The sequence below is a fragment of the Pseudomonas citronellolis genome (genome assembly GCF_900112375.1).
In the GTDB taxonomy this organism is placed as follows: Bacteria; Pseudomonadota; Gammaproteobacteria; order Pseudomonadales; family Pseudomonadaceae; genus Pseudomonas; species Pseudomonas citronellolis.
This window is the reverse complement of the sequence record NZ_FOLS01000013.1, coordinates 145298-164918: the sequence shown is the minus strand read 5'-3', so window position 1 is coordinate 164918 and position 19621 is coordinate 145298. Positions and strand designations below refer to the sequence as shown.

Here is a 19621-nt window from a genome sequence, read left to right as displayed (position 1 = left end):
GCGGGCAGGGCCTTATTTCATGTCGGGCAGGCGTGTCTCGGTCTTCACGTCGGACAGCGCCACGCCCTCATGGGGCGGCACGACGTTCTGCGAGCGCAGCAGGGCGCCCATGGCGGCCAGCACGCGGTAGCGCGAGTACTCCTCGGTGTAGCGCACCTGGGTGTAGCGGCGGTTGGCGGTGAACAGTTCGTTCTCGCTGTCCAGCAGGTCGAGCAGCGTGCGCTGGCCGAGGGTGAACTGCTGCTGGTAGGCCTCGCGGACCTTGCGCGTGTAGTCGGCGTACTCGCGCGCCGGGCCGGTCTGCTTGGTGGCATTCTCCATGGCGTCCCAGGCCAGCGAGAGGTTCTCGTTGAGCAGGCGCAGGGCGTTGTCGCGGATGTCCTTGGCTTCGTCGATCTGGTGCGAGGTGGCGCCGAGGCGGTTCTTGTCGCGCATGCCGTTGAACAGGTTGTAGCGCATCACCACCTGGGCTTCCCAGTCGTTGTAGTGGCCCACTTCGCCGTCGACGTTGTTGTTCGCCGCCTTCGACAGTTCCAGGTCGAAGCGCGGGTAGAAGGGCGACTTGGCCGCCTCGTACTGCTTCTCGGCGGCATTCACGTCGGCCTGGGCCGACTTGAGCAGCGGGTTGTTGCTCAGCACTTCCTGGCGCGCCTTGTTGATGTCGCCCGGCACCAGGGCCTTGACGGTGGAGGGCGTCTCCAGCTCGTCGGGCTGCTTGCCCACGGCGCTGTAGAAGTTGGCCTCGGCGTCGCGCAGGTCGACTTCCTCGGTGTAGAGGTTGTTCTGCGCCAGGGCCAGGCGCGCGGTGGCCTGGTCGTTGTCGGCGGTGCTGCCGACGCCCTGCTGGCTGCGCATGCGGATCTGGTCGCCGATGCGCTGGTGGGCCTGCAGGTTGTTGCGCGCCAGGCTCACCATCTCGCGGTGCTGCAGCACGTTGAGGTAGACCTCGACGGTGCGCAGCGCGGCGTTCTCCGAGGTGCCCAGCACGCGGAACGCCTTGGAATTGACGTTGGCCTCGTTGCGCGCCACCTCGTTGGGCGTGGCGAAGCCGTCGAACAGCATCTGCTGCAGGCGGAGCTCGGCATCGCCGCGGTTGAGCGTCTCCTTGTTGTGGTTGCCTTCCTGACGGGTAGAGGGGCTATCGACGCCTTCGCGGCCGTAACCCAGCAGTAGATCGACGGTGGGCAGGTAGCCGCCGCGGGCGATCTTCAGTTCCTGGTCTGCGGTCAGCCGGCTGTTCATGCTCTGGCTGATCTCCGGGTGATATTGCAGGGTGCTCTGTATGGCTTGGGTCAGGCTCATCGCGTGGGCTTGAGCGCAGGTGGCCGCCAGAAATACACCGCTCCATAGCGTCGCGTTACGACTGCGCATGGCGTTCTCCTGGTGTTCTCGACTTCGATGCTCTTTCAATTCGCCAAAAACTTGGCTTTTTTCTGATATCAAGCGTTTCACGCCTGTAACATCAGAGCTAAGAACAACTTTTCGCGAACCTCAGAAGAATTTTTCACATCCCATATTCAGAAAAAGTCTTATGACACCTGTGAAAAGCGGCACATTGTAAAACTCGCAAACCCTGATTTTTCTTGGCTATGGGGACGAATAGGGCTTGCACATACAGCCATGTACGTTTCAGGCGGTTAGGGCGGGCGTTTCCGCGAAGTACCGAAGCAAGCGTGGTCAAAAAAATGGCGGATTCATCCGCTGGCTTTTTGATGCCAAAGCGCCTTCAGGCTTCTGCTTCCCTCTACGCATCACTGCGCGCCGGTGACGGCATGGCCAACTCGGAGGTCTTGGGTGCCGCCGGAGGCGGCGCCGGGCGGTGAGCGCGGAGGATGCAGTCATGGCCAGCTTGGTAGGTATCGTCAGCAAGGCGGTGGGCGAGGTCTTCGCCGTGGCCGCGGATGGTTCGCGTCGCATCCTGCACCAGGGCGACAAGCTGTTCGTCGGCGAACAACTGGTGACCGGGCACGAAGGTGCCGTGGCCGTGGCGATCGCCGGCGGCGGCGAACTCACCCTGGGGCGCGACAGTTCGATGCCGATGAGCAGTCAACTGGTCGCCGCCGCCCACCACCAGTACGCGGACAGCGCGCCGGCGCAGGCGCCGGTCGCGCCCAGCCAGCAGGACATCACCGACGTCAAGGCGCTGCAGGCGGCCATCGCCGCCGGGCAGGACCCGAGCCAGGTCGCCGAGGCCACCGCGGCCGGCCCGTCGTTCTCCGCCGGCGGCAACGCCAAGGCCGGCGGCGGGCACTCCTTCGTGCTGCTGACCGAGATCGGCGGCCACATCGATCCGGACATCGGCTTCCCCACCGGGCCCCTGGCCAGCGGCCCGCTGTTCCCACGGTTGTTCGACGGCATACCCAGCCCCGAGCAGGCACAGGCTGCGCCGCCGACCCCGCCGGAACCACCGGCCCCGCCCGTCGACGGCGTGCCCAGCGCGGGCAACGCCAGCGCCGTGGTGGATGAAGACGGCTTGCCCGGCGGCATCCAGGGCAACGACGGCCTGCCCGGCGTCGGCGCCAGCGCTTCCGGCAGCCTCGGCTATGACTTCGGCGCCGACGGCCCCGGGACCTTCGCCTGGAGCACCACCGGCCTGCCGGCGTTGACCTCCGGCGGCGTGGCCCTGAGCTACAGCGTGAGCCCCGACGGCCATGTGCTGACGGCCTCGGCCAATGGCCAGACGGTGTTCACCCTGAGCCTCACCAATCTCGCCAACGGCACCTACGAACTGGTCCTGCAGCAGCCGCTGGACCACCCGCAGCACGGCGTCGAGGACGACATCGCCCTCAGCGTCCCCTACACCCTGACCGACGGCAACGGCACCCCCGCCAGCGGCAACCTGGCCATCCTCATCAACGACGACAGCCCCACCGCCTCCCTGGCCCTGGACGGCGAGGCGCCGAGCCTGCTCAGCCATGACGCGGGCACCCGCGGCGGCGCTTCCGAGAGCGTCTCGGCGGACTTCGCCAGCGCCTTCAAGGCGACCCTGGCCTATGGCGCCGACGGCGCCGGCAGCGTGGCCTGGCACTACAGCCTGAACGTCACCAGCCAGGGCGAGGCCTCGGGCCTGAGCAGCGGCGGCCAGGGCATCCACCTGTACCTGATCGATGGCGTGGTGGTGGGCTCCACCGCCGCCAGCGCCGGCGCGGTCAGCAGCGCCAACACCGTCTTCTCGCTGGCGGTGGACGCCGCCAGCGGCAAGGTCACCCTGACCCAGTACGCCGCCATCGACCATGCCTTGCCGGGCGCCACCAGCGGCTTCGACAGCCAGCAGGTCTCCCTCGGCAGCGACCTGGTGCAACTGCAGGGCAGCGTCACCATCACCGACCGTGACGGCGACCCGGCCAGCGCCAGCCAGAACCTCGACCTGGGTGGCCGGATCGGCTTCGCCGACGACGGCCCGAGCATCGGCATCGGCGCCAGCGGCGCGCAACTCGGCAACCTGGTGACCCAGGATGCGGACACCATCGGCGGCAATTTCGACACCGCCACCACCAGCTTCGCCGCGGCCTTCGCCATCACCTCACAGAACGCCGGCGCCGACGGCCCGGCCACGGTGAGCTGGAGCTACGCGTTGAAACTGGACGTAGCCGAAGGCACCCAGTCAGGCCTGAACAGTGCAGGGCAGAAGATCTACCTGTACGAGCAGAACGGCCAGATCATCGGTAGCACTTCCAGCACCGAAGCCGGCGTGGATTCCAGCAACACCATCTTCAACTTGAAGGTGGACGGCAGCGGCAACGTCACCCTGACGCAATACGCCGAGATCGACCACGCACTGCCGGGCGCAACCAGTAACTATGCCGCGCAGCAGGCCTTCCTCGGCACCGGCCTGGTCAGCCTGGACGCCACTGCGACCATCACCGACTACGACGGTGACAAGGCCAGTTCCACGGCCTCCCTGGACTTGGGCGGCAAGGTCGCCTTCGACGACGACGGCCCGAGCATCAGCGTGGGCCTCAGTGGCAACGCCCCGGTGCTGCTGCACACCCAGGACGCCGACACCATCGGTGCGAACTTCGACACTGCCACCACCAGCTTCGCCGCAGCCTTTGCCATCACTTCGCAAAGCGCTGGTGCCGACACGCCGGCCGCGGTGAGCTGGAGCTATGCGCTGAAACTGGACGTGGCGGAGGGCACCCAGTCGGGCCTGAACAGTGCCGGGCAGAAGATTTATCTGTACGAGCAGAACGGCCAGATCATCGGCAGCACTTCCAGCACCGAAGCCGGCGTGAATGCCAGCAACACCATCTTCAGCCTCAAGGTCGATGGCAGCGGTAACGTCACCCTGACGCAATACGCCGAGATCGATCACGCGTTGCCGGGTGCGACCAGTAACTATGCCGCCCAGCAGGCCTTCCTCGGCACCGGCCTGGTCAGCCTGGACGCCACCGCGACCATCACCGATTACGACGGTGACAAAGCCACTTCCACGGCCTCCCTGGACCTGGGCAACAAGGTCGCCTTCGACGACGACGGCCCGAGCATCAGCGTGGGCCTGAGCGGCAACGCTCCCGTGCTGCTGCACACCCAGGACGCCGACACCATCGGCAGCAACTTCGACACTGCTACCACCAGCTTCGCCGCGGCCTTCGCCATCACTTCGCAGAGCGCTGGCGCCGATACGCCGGCTTCGGTGAACTGGAGCTATGCGCTGAAACTGGATGTGGCGGAGGGTACCCAGTCGGGTCTGAACAGCGCCGGACAGAAGATTTATCTGTACGAACAGAACGGCCAGATCATCGGCAGCACCGCCAGCAGTGAAGGCGGCGTGAATGCCAGCAACACCATCTTCAGCCTGAAGGTCGACGGCAGCGGCAACGTCACCCTGACGCAATATGCCGAGATCGATCACCCGCTACCGGGCGCGACCAGCGACTACGCGACCCAGCAGACCCCCCTCGGCACCGGTCTGGTGAGCCTGCAGGCCACCGCCACCATCACCGATTACGACGGCGACAAGGCCAGTTCCACGGCTTCGCTGGACCTGGGCAACAAGGTCGCGTTCGACGACGACGGCCCGTCCATCTGCATCGACCTCAGCGGCAGCAAGCCCATCGTGCTGCTGACCCATGACGCGGACACCATCGGCTCGAACTTCGACACCGCCACCACCAGCTTCGCCGCAGCCTTCGCCATCACATCGCAGAGCGCTGGTGCTGACACTCCGGCTTCGGTGAACTGGAGCTACGCGCTGAAGCTGGACGTGGCCGAAGGCACCCAATCGGGCCTGAACAGTGCGGGGCAGAAGATCTACCTGTACGAGCAGAACGGCCAGATCATCGGCAGCACCTCGAACACCGAAGGCGGGGTGAATGCCAGCAACACTATCTTCAACCTGAAGGTGGATGGCAGCGGCAATGTCACCCTGACGCAGTACGCCGAAATCGACCACGCGCTGCCGGGCGCCACCAGCAACTACGCCACCCAGCAGGCCCCCCTGGCCACCGGCCTGGTGAGCCTGCAGGCCACCGCGACCATCACCGACTACGACGGCGACAAGGCCAGCTCCACGGCCTCGCTGGACCTGGGCAACAAGGTGGCCTTCGCCGACGACGGCCCGTCCATCAGCGTCGGCCTGGGCGGCCAGTCCGCCGTCGTGCTGACCCAGGACGCCGACACCATAGGCGCCAACTCCGACACCGCCAGCGGCGACTTCACCAGCGCCTTCGTCATCACCTCGCAGAGCGCCGGCGCCGATGCCCCGGCCTCCGCCGTGAGCTGGAGCTACAGCCTCAAGCTGCTGGCCGGGCAGGGCGCCGACAGCGGGCTGAGCAGCGGCAACGCGACCATCCACCTGTACGACGTCGGCGGCAAGATCGTCGGCAGCACCGCCACCAGCCTGCAGGGCGTGACCACGGCCAACACCGTGTTCGACCTGCGCCTGGACGGCAACAGCGGCAAGGTGATCCTCACCCAGTACTCGGCCATCCAGCACGACGGGCCGGGGGCTTCCGGCAACTACGACAGCCAGGTGGCCTGGCTGAAGACCGGGCTGGTCGGCCTGGAAGGCACCGCCAGCATCACTGACTACGACGGCGACAAGGCCAGCAGCAGCCAGACCCTCGACCTGGGCAACAAGATCGGCTTCGCCGACGACGGCCCCACCGCGGTGGACGACCACCCGGCATGCCTGCTGGTGCAGCCGCCGCCGGCGGTCAACCTGACGCTGGTGCTCGACGTCTCCGGCAGCATGCAGGGCAGCAAGCTGGCCCAGGCCAAGGCCGCGCTGATCAACATGCTGCACGAGTACGCGTCCATGGGCCTGCTGATCCAGGTCTCGCTGATCAGCTTCGCCACCTCGGCCAGCGCCGCCAGCCACTACAGCTTCGACGACGCCGGCGACAGCGGCTACACCAGCCTGGTGAACGCCATCAACGGCCTGCAGGCCGGCGGCAACACCAACTACGAGGCCGCCCTGAACCGCGCCCAGACCAGCATCAACGCCGACCTGAACGCGCCGGGGGCCGACCCCGCGGCGATCAACCGGGTGTACTTCATCTCCGATGGCGAGCCCACCACGGGTAGCACCAACTCTGCGCTGAACGCCTGGCAGAGCTTCCTCGCGGCGCACAACGGCAGCACCAACAACGTCGAGGCCTTCGCCGTCGGCGTCGGCACCTCCATCACCGACCAGGACCTGGTGCGGGTGGACAGCCACGGCACCCCGGTCATCGTCACCGACCCCAGCGACCTCAGCGCCACCCTGGTCAACCTCAGCCACCTCGACGCGGTCAGCGGCAACGTATTGGCCAATGACTTGCCGGTAAGCGCCGACGGCACCGTGCGCATCACCCAGGTGAGCATCGGCGGCGAGACCTTCGCGGTGGACGCCAACGGCCACCTCACCAACCTCAACCCCAGCGCCAGCCACGCCACCGGCAGCTACAACGCCAGCAGCGGCCTGCTGACCATCAGCACCGACAACGGCACCCTGACGCTGTACCTGAAGGATGGCGGCGGCCACCACGCCGGCGACTACACCTACGCGGTCAAGGCCAGCGTGAGCTTCCCGGAAAGCGGGCAGATCAGCGAGTCGTTCCAGTACACCATCGTCGATGGCGACGGCGACACCGCCTCGGCCAACCTCGACATCTGCGTGAAATACGGCGCGCCGATCCTGGTGGTGGGCAGCAATGCCAGCGATACCGACGGCTCGACGACGCCCCACATCGTGCCCAGCCCGCTCGGGCCGGACCACGGCACCATCGCCGGCAGCTTCGGCAACGACGTGCTGATCGGCGACGTGGGCGGCGTTTCCGTCACCACCACGCCCGGCAAGAACTACAACATCGCGCTGATCATCGACACCTCCGGCAGCATGGCCGACCCCTCCGGGACCGCCGGGCTCAGCCGCATGGCCCTGGCCAAGGCGGCGCTGATCAACCTGCTGAACCAGATCAAGGGCCACGACGGCACCATCAACCTGGCCCTGGTGTCCTTCGCCGACGGCTCGACGCTGACCCAGGTGCATGGCCTGAACAGCACCAACGTGGCCACCCTGATCAGCGCCATCAACAGCCTCAGCGCAGTGGGCGGGACCAACTACGAGGCGGCGCTGAAGTCCACCGTCGACTGGTTCAACGCCACGGTGGGCGGCGGCGCAAACGCCGCCCACGACTACATCAACCTGGCGTTCTTCCTCACCGACGGCAACCCGACCACCTACATCGGCGACACGAGCAACAGCGGCACCGTCACCAACTACCACGACATCAAGGACGCGCTGGACGTCGCCAACAACCTGCTCAACGGCGGCGGCCTGTTCAGCGGCAGCGACCATGTGTCGGTGAACACCATCGGCATCGGCGACGGCATCAACAGCGGCATCCTGCAGTTCTTCGACAACACCAGCACCACGGGCACCGCCACCCTGCATTTCACCGGCAACACCCCGGACCTCACCGCCAACGTCGGCCAGCCGCAGATCATCAACACCGCCGAACAGCTGCAGACCGCGTTGCAGGAAGGCTTCAGCAACACCTCGCCGCAGGCGGTGGGCCACGACCATCTGGTGGGCGGCGACGGCAACGACATCCTCTTCGGCGACGTGATCAACACCGACGCCCTGAGCTGGACCGGGCACGCCGCCGGCACCCACAACGGCGCCGGCTACCAGGGCCTGGTGGACTACCTGACCGCCGCCAACGGCGGCGCCGCGCCGTCCCAGAGCCAGGTGACCAACTACATCGTCGCCCACGCCTATGAGCTCAACGTCGCCGGCGACACCCGCGGCGGCAACGACATCCTCGAAGGCGGCAAGGGCGACGACCTGCTGTTCGGCCAGGGCGGCAACGACACCCTGCTCGGCGGCGACGGCAACGACATCCTGTTCGGCGGCATGGGCGAAGACACCCTCACCGGCGGCGCCGGCGCCGACCAGTTCGTCTGGCAGAAGGGCGAGATCGGGCATGACGTGATCAAGGACTTCAACATCGGCGAGGGCGACTCGCTGAACCTGGCCGACCTGCTGCAGGGCGAGCACGCCACCGCCGATTCGCTGGCGCAGTACCTGACCTTCTCGGTCAACGCCACCACCTCGACCACCACCATCTCGGTGAACCCCACGGGCGCGACCGGGGGCGCGACGACCCAGAGCATCGACCTGGCCAACGTCGACCTGGTGGCCAAGTACACCGACCACCACGGCGGCGCCATCGTCTCCAGCGGCGACACCCATGCGGTGCTCAACGGCCTGCTGGCCGACCACGCGCTGAAGGTGGACACCGTCTGACCGCGCCGCAAGGGCGCCCGCGACCGCCGCCCTTGGGCGGCGGTCGCGTATCCGCTGGGGGATGGCAGCGCATATCCGGGATGAATGATCATCGCGCCCCGGCATTCGCTCGCCCTATGCTTGGCCGACTGCACCTCCCCAATCGAACAACAAGCAACGAGGTTTCCCATGCGTGAAGTGGTGATCGTCGACAGCGTCCGTACCGGCCTGGCCAAGTCCTTCCGCGGCAAGTTCAACATGACCCGGCCCGACGACATGGTGGCCCACTGCATCGACGCGCTGCTGGCGCGCAACGGCCTGGACCCGCTGCTGGTGGACGACTGCGTGGTCGGCGCCGGCTCCAACGAGGGCGCCCAGGGCCACAACATCGGCCGCAACGCCGCGGTGCTGTCGAAGCTGGGCATCCACGTCGCCGGCATGACCCTCAACCGCTACTGCTCCTCGGGCCTGCAGGCCATCGCCATCGCCGCCAACCAGGTGGCCTCCGGCTGCAGCGACATCCTGGTGGCCGGCGGCGTCGAGTCCATCACCCTGACGGCCAAGTCGCGCAACACCGACCACTTCGTCAACCCGCGCCTGGAAGCGGAATTCCCGGGGATCTACTACCCCATGGGGCAGACCGCTGAGATCGTCGCCCGCCGCTACAACGTCACCCGCGAGGAACAGGACCTCTACGCCCTGCAGAGCCAGCAGCGCACCGCCCGCGCCCAGGCCGAGGGCCTGTTCGACGACGAAATCGTGCCGATGAACGTGCGCTACGCCGTGGAAGACAAGGCCACCGGCGAGAAGAAGGTGGTCGAAGGCGTGGTCGACCGCGACGACTGCAACCGTCCGGACACCACCCTGGAAGGCCTCAACTCGCTGAAGCCGGTGTTCGCCGAAGACGGCTCGGTGACTGCCGGCAACGCCTCGCAGCTTTCCGATGGCGCCTCCATGACCCTGGTGATGAGCCTGGACAAGGCCCTGGAGCTGGGCCTCAAGCCCAAGGCCTTCTTCCGCGGCTTCACCGTGGCCGGCTGCGAGCCGGACGAGATGGGCATCGGCCCGGTGTTCTCGGTGCCCAAGCTGCTCAAGGCCCGCGGCCTGCAGATCGACGACATCGACCTGTGGGAGCTCAACGAAGCCTTCGCCTCGCAGTGCCTGTACGCGCGCAACCGCCTGGGCATCGACAACGAGAAGTACAACGTCAACGGCGGCTCCATCTCCATCGGCCACCCCTTCGGCATGACCGGCTCGCGCCAGGTCGGCCACCTGGTGCGCGAACTGCAGCGGCGCAACCTGCGCTACGGCATCGTGACCATGTGCGTGGGCGGCGGCATGGGTGCCACCGGCCTGTTCGAAGCGGTCCGCTGAGTCTGGCGGCCGTCCCCACGCAGGAGGGCCGATAGCGAAGCCCCGGCAGCGATGCCGGGGCTTTTTTCGTTGGGGGGGCTTTTCGTAGGAGCGAGGGGGGCGCCTAGCTCTTGCTCGCGAATGGTGTTCTGCCGGCCAGGTTCGGCGTGCGTCTTGAAGAGCGCCCTCTCCCTAACCCTCTCCCTGAAGGGAGAGGGGACCGTTCGGTGTGCTCGGGTGTTGCGGCGTTAGCCGGCTACCGCGAAGTTTCCGGCTGACGCCAAATCTTCTCTCGGCACGGACAAGCCCCCTCTCCCTTCAGGGAGAGGGTTGGGGAGAGGGAAGGGAGGTCAGTCGATGCACCAATACACCCGGGAAACTCTGTTCGCGAGCAAGCTCGCTCCTACGAAAAGAACCTGCCCCCGGAAGACCCCCAAAGAAAAACCCCGGCACCTGGCCGGGGTTCATGACCCGAACGACACCTACTGCGCCACCCGCGCATACAGCCCGGCGGCCTGCTGCATCCGGCTGATGTACTGCATCACCTCGCGCTCCGCATCGAAGCGGGTGAAGAACGGCCCTTCCAGCGTGCCTTCGCGGGTTGAGAAGAAATACTGGCCATTGACCGCGCTGATCCGGTCGCTCCGATAGTGGGTGCCCGGCTCGCCGTCAGTCACTCGTTTACCGAACATGAAGACACCTCCCACACCTTGCGGGTTAATGATTTCAGTGTAGTCAGGCCGGGCGGCGGCGGGGCGCAGGCGACGAATGGACGGCGGCGGGGGCCTTGGCGGCTATGCTCAATGGCCAGTGGCGCGAGGCCAGGCGGCTGCATGTCTTTTTGGTTATAAGAAAATCAAAATATATTCTTTTTAATGCACTCCGGCCTTGTGCATAGTGAACCCCACACGAACCAGGAGCCCAACCCATGAGTCTGCGTCTCGGCGACATCGCCCCCGACTTCGAACAGGAATCCAGCGAAGGCCGCATCCGTTTCCACGAATGGCTCGGCGACAGCTGGGGCATTCTCTTCTCCCACCCGGCGGACTTCACCCCGGTGTGCACCACCGAACTGGGCCTGACCGCCAGGCTCAAGGACGACTTCGCCCAGCGCGGCGTCAAGGTGATCGCGCTGTCGGTGGACCCGGTGGAGTCCCACGTGAAGTGGATCGACGACATCAACGAAACCCAGAACACCGTGGTCAACTTCCCGATCATCGCCGACGCCGACCGCAAGGTCTCCGAGCTGTACGACCTGATCCACCCGAACGCTAACGACACCCTGACCGTGCGTTCGCTGTTCGTCATCGACCCGCACAAGAAGGTGCGCCTGACCATCACCTACCCGGCCAGCACCGGGCGCAACTTCAACGAGATCCTGCGGGTGGTGGACTCGCTGCAACTGACCGACAACCACAAGGTCGCCACGCCCGGCAACTGGCAGGACGGCGACGAGGTGGTCATCGTGCCCTCGCTGAAAGACGAGGATGAGATTCGCCGGCGTTTCCCCAAAGGCTACCGCGCGGTCAAGCCGTACCTGCGCCTGACCCCGCAGCCCAACCGCTGATTTTCCCGCGGCAGCCCCGCGCAGCCGCACCTGTTCCAAACCACGAGTAGGGTATTCGGCCGGTTCGCCGGCCGCCTTTTTTTCCGTTCCCGCCCGGCCTCGCGCCGCGCTTTGTTTTCCCGCTCTGACTTGCCCGCCACACGGGGAGAAGACGTCAGCCACGCCGCCAAGGAGATCGACCATGGGTCCGTCCACCTGGCGCCGCAGCCTGACCGCCGCTCTCCTGGCGTGTCTGCCGTTCGGCGCCTTCACTGCCACCGCTTCCGTACAAACGCCAAAGGAAGTCCGCCTGGACTACGCCTACTACGCGCCCACCAGCCTGGTGCTCAGGCACTTCGGCTGGCTGGAACAGGCGCTAAAACCCCAGGGCACCGAGGTGCGCTGGGTGTTCAGCCAGGGCAGCAACCGCTCGCTGGAATACCTCAACGCCGGCAGCACCGACTTCGCCTCCACCGCGGGGCTGGCCGCGGTGCTCAGCCGCGCCAACGGCAGCCCGCTGAAGACCGTCTACATCGCCTCGCGCCCGGAATGGACCGCGCTGGTGGTGCCCAAGGACTCGCCGCTGAAATCCCTGGCCGACCTCAAGGGCCACAAGGTGGCCGCCACCAAGGGCACCGACCCCTACCTGTTCCTGTTGCGCAGCCTGCAGAGCGTCGGCCTGGGCAAGGGCGACGTGGAGATCGTCCACCTGCAGCACCCCGATGGCCGCACCGCGCTGGAGCGCGGACAGGTGGACGCCTGGGCCGGGCTCGACCCGCACATGGCGGCCAGCGAGCTGCAGGCCGGCTCACGGCTGCTGTACCGCAACGTGAGTTTCAACAGCTACGGCGTGCTCAGCGTCACCGAGCGTTTCGCCAACGAGCAGCCGCAACTGATCAAGCAGGTCATCGGCGCCTACGAGCGGGCCCGCCACTGGGCCATCGAGCATCCGGAGGAGACCGCCAGGCTGCTGGCCGAAGAGGCCAAGCTGCCGCTGGAAGTGGCCAGGCTGCAGCTCTCGCGCACCGACTTCAGCCAGCCGCTGCCCGGCGCCGAGCAGGTCGCCGCGCTCAAGGCCGCCGCGCCCATCCTGGTGGACGAGCAACTGGTGCGCCCCGGCACCGACGTGGCCAAGGTGGTGGACCAGTTGATCGCCCCGCAACTGGCCGGCGAGGTCATCGGCAAGCAGCCCCTGGCCAGGGCGGAGTGAACCATGGGCGTGCCGAGCCAGCCCCTCGACCTGGGCCGTAGCCGCCGCCTGGCCCTGTCGCTGCGGCCGCGCCCGCTGCGCTGGCGGGCCTGGGTACTGCCGCTGCTGCTGTGCGCCGCGCTGGAACTCGCGGTGCGCGCCGGCTGGCTGGCGGAGAACCAGATGCCGGCGCCCAGCAGCGTCGCGCTCACCCTCTGGCAACTGGCCCATGGCGAGCTGTGGCAGCACATCGGCGCCAGCCTGGCGCGGGTGGCCAGCGGCTTCGCCATCGGCTCCTTCGCCGCCCTGCTGATCGGCACCTGGGTCGGCCTCAGCCAGCGCGCCGAGGCCTACCTGGAGCCGAGCTTCCAGGCCCTGCGGGCAATCCCCAGCCTGGCCTGGGTGCCCTTGCTGCTGCTCTGGCTGGGCATCGACGAGACGCCCAAGGTGGTGCTCATCGCCCTCGGCGCCTTCTTCCCGGTGTACCTGGCGCTGGTCGCCGGCGTGCGCGGGGTGGACCGCAAGTGGGTGGAGCTGGGCCGGTTGTACCACCTGTCGACCTTCACCCTGGCGCGGCGCATCCTCCTGCCGGCGGCGCTGCCGAGCCTGTTCACCGGGTTGCGCGGCGCCCTCAGCCTGAGCTGGATGTTCCTCGTCGCCGCCGAGCTGATCGCCGCCACCCGTGGCCTGGGCTACCTGCTCAGCGACGGCCGCGAAACCTCGCGGCCGGACATCGTCATCGCCGCCATCCTGGTCCTGGCCGTGCTCGGCAAGCTCAGCGACGGCCTGCTCAAGGCCGTGGAACGCCGCGCCCTGGCCTGGCGAGACAGCTTCGAAGGCCTGGAGGGCAAGGCATGAGCGCGCTGCTGGAACTCAACAACATCCGCAAGAGCTTCGACGGCCTGCGCGTGCTCGACGACGTCAGCCTGGCGCTGGCGCCGGGGGAGGTGGTCAGCCTGCTGGGCCCCAGCGGCTGCGGCAAGAGCACCCTGCTGCGCATCGCCGCCGGCCTGGACGCCGACTTCGCCGGGCAACTGCAGCGCAACCCGTTGCTGGGCTTCGGCCCGGACGGCGAGAGCGGCCGCGGCGGCGGCATCGGCGTGGTGTTCCAGGAGCCGCGCCTGCTGCCCTGGCTGACGGTGGCGCAGAACGTCGGTTTCGCCGACGGCTGGCTCGCCGACGACCAGCGCATCGCCCGGCTGCTGCGCGACGTCGGCCTGGAAGGCAAGGGCGGCCTGCTGCCCAAGCAGCTCTCCGGCGGCATGGCCCAGCGCGCGGCCATCGCCCGCGGGCTCTACGGCCGGCCGCAGGTGCTGCTGCTGGACGAGCCCTTCAGCGCGGTGGACGCCTTCACCCGCCTGCGCCTGCAGGACCTGATCCAGCAACTGGCCCTGGAATACGACATCAGCATCCTGCTGGTCACCCACGACCTCGACGAGGCCTTCTACCTGGGCGACCGCGTGCTGCTCCTGGGCGGCGCCCCGAGCCGCCTGCGCCGCGAGTTCCCGGTGCCCCTGCCACGCCCGCGCGACCGCCGCGCGGTGGAGCTGGCGTATCTGCGGGGAGAGGCGTTGACGGAGTTGCAGCATTCTCACGTTATCTAGATGCCGCGCTGTTCGTAGGCGCGAGGGGGGCGCCTAGTTCTTGCTCGCGAATTGGCGTTTGCTGGTGGCGTAGGTGCTGGGTTCAAGAGCGCCCTCTCCCCAGCCCTCGGCTGCGCGCCCCGCCCTGAAGGGAGAGGGGGCTTGTCCGTGCCGAGAATAGGTAGGGTTCCAGCCGGAAACCACCGTGCCTGCCGGCTAACGCCATAACATCAAGCCCTGCCCAACGGTCCCCTCTCCCTTCAGGGAGAGGGTTAGGGAGAGGGAGCGGAGTCCCCCCAGAACACCGCTGCCACAAGTAACTCCCGTTCGCGAGCAAGCTCGCTCCTACAGTCTCTATTTAAGTTATAAGCAAATGAATAAATAACATTTATTGGAATATCAAAACCCCTGTTAAGGTCTATGCACGTTGGTTAGCGAGCCGGCTTCAAGTCGGCTCTTTCAGTTATAAGGAAGCGTGCAATGTATGTGGTGACCCTCGCCGGCAGTCCGAGCCAGCGCTCCCGTTCCGCGGTCCTGCTGGACGTTGCCCGCCGGTGGCTGCATGAGCGTGGGGTGGAGGTGCGCGCCTACCAGGTGCGTGACTTCGCCGCCGAGGACCTGCTGCATGCCCGCTTCGACAGCCCCCAGGTGCTGGAGCTGCTGGAGCAGGTGGCGCGGGCCGACGGCCTGGTGATCGCCACCCCGGTGTACAAGGCCTCCATCGCCGGCGCCCTCAAGGTGCTGCTGGACCTGCTGCCCGAGCGCGCCCTGAGCCACAAGGTGGTGCTGCCCCTGGCCACCGGCGGCAGCAACGCCCACATGCTCGCCGTGGACTACGCGCTCAAGCCGGTTCTGGCGGCGCTGAAGGCCCAGGAGATGCTGCACGGGGTATTCGCCGAGGATTCGCAGATCGCCTATGCCACGGCCGATGCGCCGGCGCAGCTGGAGCCGGCCCTGGAGCGGCGCCTGCTGGAGTCCCTGGAACAGTTCCACGGCGCCCTGGCGCGGCGGCCCCGGCCGATCGACCCGAACCTGCTCAGCGAGCGCCTGCTCAAGGCGCGCTGGAGTATTTGAAAGAAGCGGCTGCAGGCTGCAAGCGACAAGCTGCAAGAAAAAAGCGTGGAGCGCTGCCGAGCCCCGAATGGGCAGGTGGTGCGAGCGTTGGATGACAAAAGCACCAGGTCCTCAGCATTCCGCCAACGGGAGCGCAGGTCCGGCGAGCACACAACGACAAAGGAGCATGCAATGCGCAACCTCACTTTGCGTGGTGGACTGGCGGCCCTGCTGATCGCGGCCCTGGCCCACGGCGCCCAAGCCGAAGAACAACCCGGTACCCTGCGTATCGGCTACCAGAAGTACGGCACCCTGGTGCTGCTCAAGGCCCGCGGCACGCTGGAGAAGCGCCTGGCCGAGCAGGGCATCAAGGTACAGTGGACGGAATTCCCCGGCGGCCCGCAGCTGCTGGAAGGGCTGAACGTCGGCAGCATCGACTTCGGCGTCACCGGCGAGACGCCGCCGGTGTTCGCCCAGGCCGCCGGCGCCGACCTGGTCTACGTGGCCAACGAGCCGCCGGCGCCCACCAGCGAGGCCATCCTGCTGCCGAAGGACTCGCCGATCAAATCCGTCGCCGAGCTCAAAGGCAGGAAGGTCGCCCTGAACAAGGGCTCCAATGTGCATTACCTGCTGGTGCGCGCCCTGGAGGAGAACGGCCTGAAGTACAGCGACATCCAGCCGGTGTACCTGCCGCCGGCCGACGCCCGCGCCGCCTTCGAGCGCGGCGCCGTCGACGCCTGGGTGATCTGGGACCCGTACCAGGCCGCCGCCGAGAAGCAGCTGCACGCCCGCACCCTGGTCGATGCCCGCGGCCTGGCCGACAACCACCAGTTCTACCTGGCCACCCGCACCTACGCCAAGGAGCACCCGCAGGTGCTGACCACCCTGGTGGAAGAAGTGCGCTCGGTGGGCGAGTGGTCGCAGAAGAACCCCGAGCAGGTCACCGAACAGGTCGCCCCGCTGCTCGGCCTGCCCGCCGACATCACCCTCACCGCGGTCAAGCGCCAGGGCTACGGCGCGCAGTTCATCACCCCCGAGGTGGTGGCCAAGCAGCAGAAGATCGCCGACGCCTTCACCCAGCTGAAGCTGATTCCCAAGGCGCTGAGCATCAAGGACGTGGTCTGGACGCCGCCGGCGGACAGCAAGGCCAAGGTGGCTGCCAGCAACTGACGAGCACGATCACGATGTAGGAGCGAGCTTGCTCGCGAACCCGCCCAGCTTCAGAGCGGCCGGGAGATTTGTTCGCGAGCAAGCTCGCTCCTACGAAGAGCATCACCCCATACACGAATCCCATCATCGCGCGGCTACGCCACGCCGGCGCGCTCAATCTGGAGTTATAGCGATGAGCCTCAACATCTTCTGGTTCCTTCCCACCCACGGCGACGGCCATTACCTTGGCACCGCCGAGGGCGCCCGCGCGGTCGACCACGGCTACCTGCAGCAGGTGGCCCAGGCCGCTGACCGCCTCGGCTTCGGCGGCGTGCTGATCCCCACCGGGCGCTCCTGCGAGGACTCCTGGCTGGTCGCCGCCTCGCTGATCCCGGTGACCCAGCGCCTGAAGTTCCTGGTGGCGCTGCGCCCGGGGATCATCTCGCCGACCGTGGCCGCGCGCCAGGCAGCGACCCTGGACCGTCTGTCGAACGGCCGCGCGCTGTTCAACCTGGTCACCGGCGGCGACCCGGACGAGCTGGCCGGCGACGGCCTGCACCTGAGCCATGAAGAGCGCTACGAGGCCTCCGTCGAATTCACCCGCATCTGGCGCCGCGTGCTGGAAGGCGAGACCGTGGACTACCCCGGCAAGCACATCCAGGTGCAGGGCGCCAAGCTGCTCTACCCGCCGATCCAGCAGCCGCGTCCGCCGCTGTACTTCGGCGGCTCCTCGGAAGCCGCCCAGGACCTCGCCGCCGAGCAGGTCGAGCTGTACCTGACCTGGGGCGAGCCGCCGGCCGCGGTGGCCGAGAAGATCGCCCAGGTCCGCGAGAAGGCTGCGAAGCAGGGCCGCAGCGTGCGCTTCGGCATCCGCCTGCACGTGATCGTGCGGGAAACCAACGAGGAAGCCTGGAAGGCCGCCGACCGCCTGATCAGCCACCTCGATCAGGACACCATCGACCGTGCCCAGGCCTCGCTCGCCCGCTTCGACTCGGTGGGCCAGCAGCGCATGGCCGCCCTGCACGGCGGCAGCAAGGACAACCTGGAAGTCTCGCCCAACCTCTGGGCCGGCGTCGGCCTGGTGCGCGGCGGCGCCGGCACCGCGCTGGTCGGCGACGGCCCGACCGTGGCCGCGCGGGTGAAGGAATACGCCGAGCTGGGCATCGACACCTTCATTTTCTCCGGCTACCCGCACCTGGAAGAGTCCTACCGCGTCGCCGAACTGCTGTTCCCGCACCTGGACCTCGCCCGCCCGCAGCAGCCCGAAGCCCGCGGCTACGTCAGCCCCTTCGGCGAGATGGTGGCCAACGACATCCTGCCCAAGCAGCAGGCCGCGCAGAGCTGAAGTCGACTTTGTAGGAGCGAGCTTGCTCGCGAACCCCGCGAGCAACCCGGAGAAGCACAAGACATGAAGACAAATACTCTCAACCAAGTGGCCCAGCGCCTGGCGCCCTGGGCCCTGCCGGTGGCCCTGGTGCTGGTCTGGCAGGTGGCGGTAGAGGGCGGTTTCCTCTCCAGCCGCATCCTGCCGGCGCCCAGCGCGGTGGTCGAGGCCGGCTACCAGCTGGTGAAGAGCGGCGAGCTCTGGCAACACCTGGCGATCAGCACCTGGCGCGCCGCCATCGGCTTCGTCATCGGCGGCTCCATCGGCCTGGCCCTGGGCCTGGTCACCGGCCTGTCGAAGTGGGGCGAGCGCTTCCTCGACAGTTCGGTGCAGATGATCCGCAACGTGCCGCACCTGGCGCTGATCCCGCTGGTGATCCTGTGGTTCGGCATCGACGAGTCGGCGAAGATCTTCCTGGTCGCCCTCGGCACCCTGTTCCCCATCTACCTGAACACCTACCACGGCATCCGCAACATCGATCCGGGGCTGCTGGAAATGGCTCGCAGCTACGGCCTGTCCGGCTTCGCCCTGTTCCGCCAGGTGATCCTGCCCGGCGCGCTGCCGTCGATCCTGGTGGGCGTGCGCTTCGCCCTGGGCTTCATGTGGCTGACGCTGATCGTCGCCGAGACCATCTCCGCCAGCTCCGGCATCGGCTACCTGGCGATGAACGCCCGGGAGTTCCTGCAGACCGACGTGGTGGTCCTGGCGATCCTGCTGTACGCCGTTCTCGGCAAGCTGGCCGACCTCGCCGCCCGCGGCCTGGAGCGCGTCTGGCTGCGCTGGCACCCGGCCTACCAGGCCAAGGGAGGTGCGGCATGAACGCCCTCAGCACTCCGCAGAACCTCAAGCAGGGCATCCCGCTGGCGCTGAGCGGCGTGGTCAAGCGCTTCGGCGAGCGCGAGGTGCTCAAGGGCATCGACCTGCGCATCCCCGCCGGCCAGTTCGTCGCCATCGTCGGCCGCAGCGGCTGCGGCAAGAGCACCCTGCTGCGCCTGCTGGCCGGCCTCGACGCCCCCAGCGAAGGTGAGTTGCTGGCCGGCTCCGCGCCCCTGGAAGAGGCCCGCGAAGGCACCCGCCTGATGTTCCAGGACGCCCGCCTGCTGCCGTGGAAGCGGGTGATCGACAACGTCGGCCTGGGTCTGTCCGGCGACTGGCGCAAGGAGGCCCTGGAAGCCCTGGAAGCGGTGGGCCTGGCCGACCGCGCCCGGGAATGGCCGGCCAGCCTGTCCGGCGGCCAGAAGCAGCGCGTGGCCCTGGCCCGCGCGCTGATCCACCGGCCGCGCCTGCTGCTGCTGGACGAGCCGCTGGGCGCGCTGGATGCGCTGACCCGCATCGAGATGCAGCGGCTGATCGAGAACCTCTGGCAGCGCCACGGCTTCACCGTGCTGCTGGTCACCCACGACGTCAGCGAGGCGGTGGCCGTCGCCGACCGGGTGATCCTCATCGAGGAAGGCGAGATCGGCCTGGACCTGAACGTCGACCTGGCCCGCCCGCGCTCCCGCGGCTCGGCGCGCCTGGCCGCGCTGGAGGCCGAGGTGCTCGACCGCGTGCTGGCGTTGCCGCCGCTGCCGCCCGAGCCGGAACCCGTATCCCCACTGCCCACGCAACTGCGCTGGGCGCTCTGATCCACCGTTCATCCGTGCACTACCGA

At 67.6% G+C, this 19621-nt stretch carries 13 protein-coding genes; 11 read left to right on the top strand and 2 right to left on the bottom strand.

Going from position 1 to position 19621, the window contains the following annotated elements:
• Positions 1-12: 12 nt before the first annotated feature.
• The gene (locus tag BM060_RS14560; protein ID WP_370686626.1) at positions 13-1302 is read right to left on the bottom strand and encodes a TolC family outer membrane protein; all 1290 of its coding nucleotides are present in this window, start codon (positions 1300-1302) and stop codon (positions 13-15) included.
• Between the two features lie 538 nt (positions 1303-1840).
• Between BM060_RS14560 and BM060_RS32155 the strand changes: the two genes are divergently transcribed.
• Complete coding sequence (locus BM060_RS32155) at positions 1841-8734, top strand: retention module-containing protein (protein ID WP_083426778.1); 6894 nt, start codon at positions 1841-1843, stop codon at positions 8732-8734.
• 168 nt (positions 8735-8902) lie between these two features.
• Positions 8903-10087: a thiolase family protein gene (locus tag BM060_RS14535; protein ID WP_058070283.1), complete on the top strand. Its 1185-nt coding sequence runs from the start codon at positions 8903-8905 to the stop codon at positions 10085-10087.
• Positions 10088-10548: 461 nt separating this feature from the next.
• On the opposite strand, the gene BM060_RS14530 is transcribed toward BM060_RS14535, so the two are convergent.
• The gene (locus BM060_RS14530) at positions 10549-10758 is read right to left on the bottom strand and encodes a DUF6316 family protein (RefSeq protein ID WP_009618794.1); all 210 of its coding nucleotides are present in this window, start codon (positions 10756-10758) and stop codon (positions 10549-10551) included.
• 236 nt (positions 10759-10994) lie between these two features.
• On the opposite strand from BM060_RS14530, the gene BM060_RS14525 reads away from it, so the two are divergent.
• From BM060_RS14525 to ssuB, 9 genes are all read left to right on the top strand, one after another.
• Entirely contained in the window at positions 10995-11633 is a 639-nt protein-coding gene (locus tag BM060_RS14525; RefSeq protein ID WP_074980698.1) for a peroxiredoxin, read from the top strand.
• Between the two features lie 181 nt (positions 11634-11814).
• Positions 11815-12822: an aliphatic sulfonate ABC transporter substrate-binding protein gene (locus tag BM060_RS14520; protein ID WP_135499996.1), complete on the top strand. Its 1008-nt coding sequence runs from the start codon at positions 11815-11817 to the stop codon at positions 12820-12822.
• A 9-nt stretch (positions 12823-12831) separates the two neighbouring features.
• Positions 12832-13659 (top strand): ABC transporter permease, encoded by an 828-nt coding sequence (locus BM060_RS14515; protein WP_058491018.1) that lies wholly within the window; start codon positions 12832-12834, stop codon positions 13657-13659.
• The gene (locus BM060_RS14510) at positions 13656-14405 is read left to right on the top strand and encodes an ABC transporter ATP-binding protein (protein WP_061562107.1); all 750 of its coding nucleotides are present in this window, start codon (positions 13656-13658) and stop codon (positions 14403-14405) included. The genes BM060_RS14515 and BM060_RS14510 overlap by 4 nt, the downstream gene beginning before the upstream one ends.
• 459 nt (positions 14406-14864) lie before the next feature.
• The gene (gene ssuE, locus BM060_RS14505) at positions 14865-15458 is read left to right on the top strand and encodes an NADPH-dependent FMN reductase (protein WP_058490181.1); all 594 of its coding nucleotides are present in this window, start codon (positions 14865-14867) and stop codon (positions 15456-15458) included.
• Between the two features lie 171 nt (positions 15459-15629).
• Entirely contained in the window at positions 15630-16607 is a 978-nt protein-coding gene (locus tag BM060_RS14500; protein ID WP_074980696.1) for a sulfonate ABC transporter substrate-binding protein, read from the top strand.
• A 172-nt stretch (positions 16608-16779) separates the two neighbouring features.
• A complete protein-coding gene (ssuD, locus tag BM060_RS14495) occupies positions 16780-17931 on the top strand; it encodes an FMNH2-dependent alkanesulfonate monooxygenase (RefSeq protein WP_074980695.1) in 1152 nt (383 codons plus the stop codon).
• A gap of 63 nt (positions 17932-17994) precedes the next feature.
• The gene (ssuC, locus tag BM060_RS14490; protein WP_043272099.1) at positions 17995-18789 is read left to right on the top strand and encodes an aliphatic sulfonate ABC transporter permease SsuC; all 795 of its coding nucleotides are present in this window, start codon (positions 17995-17997) and stop codon (positions 18787-18789) included.
• Entirely contained in the window at positions 18786-19595 is an 810-nt protein-coding gene (ssuB, locus tag BM060_RS14485; RefSeq protein ID WP_074980694.1) for an aliphatic sulfonates ABC transporter ATP-binding protein, read from the top strand. The genes ssuC and ssuB overlap by 4 nt, the downstream gene beginning before the upstream one ends.
• Positions 19596-19621: the final 26 nt, after the last annotated feature.

What these genes read in the sequence shown, in the direction of transcription:
- ssuC (WP_043272099.1), top strand. Translation starts at nt 17,995, where the DNA reads ATGAAGACAAATACTCTCAACCAAGTGGCCCAGCGCCTGGCGCCCTGG.
- ssuD (WP_074980695.1), top strand. Translation starts at nt 16,780, where the DNA reads ATGAGCCTCAACATCTTCTGGTTCCTTCCCACCCACGGCGACGGCCAT.
- BM060_RS14560 (WP_370686626.1), bottom strand. Translation starts at nt 1,302, where the DNA reads ATGAGCCTGACCCAAGCCATACAGAGCACCCTGCAATATCACCCGGAG.
- BM060_RS14535 (WP_058070283.1), top strand. Translation starts at nt 8,903, where the DNA reads ATGCGTGAAGTGGTGATCGTCGACAGCGTCCGTACCGGCCTGGCCAAG.
- BM060_RS14520 (WP_135499996.1), top strand. Translation starts at nt 11,815, where the DNA reads ATGGGTCCGTCCACCTGGCGCCGCAGCCTGACCGCCGCTCTCCTGGCG.
- ssuB (WP_074980694.1), top strand. Translation starts at nt 18,786, where the DNA reads ATGAACGCCCTCAGCACTCCGCAGAACCTCAAGCAGGGCATCCCGCTG.
- BM060_RS14500 (WP_074980696.1), top strand. Translation starts at nt 15,630, where the DNA reads ATGCGCAACCTCACTTTGCGTGGTGGACTGGCGGCCCTGCTGATCGCG.
- BM060_RS14530 (WP_009618794.1), bottom strand. Translation starts at nt 10,758, where the DNA reads ATGTTCGGTAAACGAGTGACTGACGGCGAGCCGGGCACCCACTATCGG.
- BM060_RS14525 (WP_074980698.1), top strand. Translation starts at nt 10,995, where the DNA reads ATGAGTCTGCGTCTCGGCGACATCGCCCCCGACTTCGAACAGGAATCC.
- BM060_RS14510 (WP_061562107.1), top strand. Translation starts at nt 13,656, where the DNA reads ATGAGCGCGCTGCTGGAACTCAACAACATCCGCAAGAGCTTCGACGGC.
- ssuE (WP_058490181.1), top strand. Translation starts at nt 14,865, where the DNA reads ATGTATGTGGTGACCCTCGCCGGCAGTCCGAGCCAGCGCTCCCGTTCC.
- BM060_RS32155 (WP_083426778.1), top strand. Translation starts at nt 1,841, where the DNA reads ATGGCCAGCTTGGTAGGTATCGTCAGCAAGGCGGTGGGCGAGGTCTTC.